This window comes from Aquimarina algiphila (assembly GCF_007489275.1).
GTDB classification, from domain to species: Bacteria; Bacteroidota; Bacteroidia; order Flavobacteriales; family Flavobacteriaceae; genus Aquimarina; species Aquimarina algiphila.
The window spans coordinates 1-670 of the sequence record NZ_VLNR01000188.1 but is presented as its reverse complement, the minus strand read 5'-3'; the positions used below and the strand labels follow the sequence as shown (position 1 = coordinate 670).

The following is a 670-nucleotide window of genomic DNA, read 5'->3' as shown; positions in this document are numbered from 1 at the left end:
GTTCAGGATCTCGAAGGTATGAATGGTATGTGAATAATGTAAAGCAAAGTGCTACAGGGACATCATACTCTTATCATTTTCCTACTTCAGGAACCTATACTATTAAATTTAAAGTAGTGGACTTAACCATGCAGAATGCAAATACTAAATGGGGAGCTAATAGCCCCGTCTTAAAAGTATATCCTAAAATGGTTGTCAGTACAAGCCAGTCTGCTACTTCGGTCTCAGGTTCTAGTGCAAGCGTATCGTTTAATGTAACAAGCATTTCTGGGGGATCAGGATCACGTCAAATCACATGGAGAGCCTTTAAAGCTGTTAGTCCATCACAAACTGCTGGTTCAGGTACTGGGACACAGTTCAGTTTTTCCAATTTTGCAACAGGGACTCATGAGTATAATATTACCGTTACGGTTAAAGATAATCTAACAGGTAAAGAGGTCACAAGGCTTATGGTGGTCGTATCCAGTATTTCTGATGAAGATTGCCCAAATTGTGGACCACAACATTAATCCCATAAACAAAATATTTAAGATGATAAATAATAAAATTATATATAGCATAGTGATGCTACTTATGGGATTGCAGGTACAGGCCCAGGTAGTGTTGTCTGATAAGAATTATGTCCATACCACTGTTCCTCAAACTGCAGTAAAGATTGCTGATATGGAGA

At 38.4% G+C, this 670-nt stretch carries 1 protein-coding gene; it reads left to right on the top strand.

Going from position 1 to position 670, the window contains the following annotated elements; genetic code table 11:
* A partial coding sequence (locus FOF46_RS32095) for a hypothetical protein (protein ID WP_167572038.1) occupies window positions 1–509 on the top strand: 509 nt, incomplete at its 5' end.
* Window positions 510–670 lie beyond the last annotated feature (161 nt).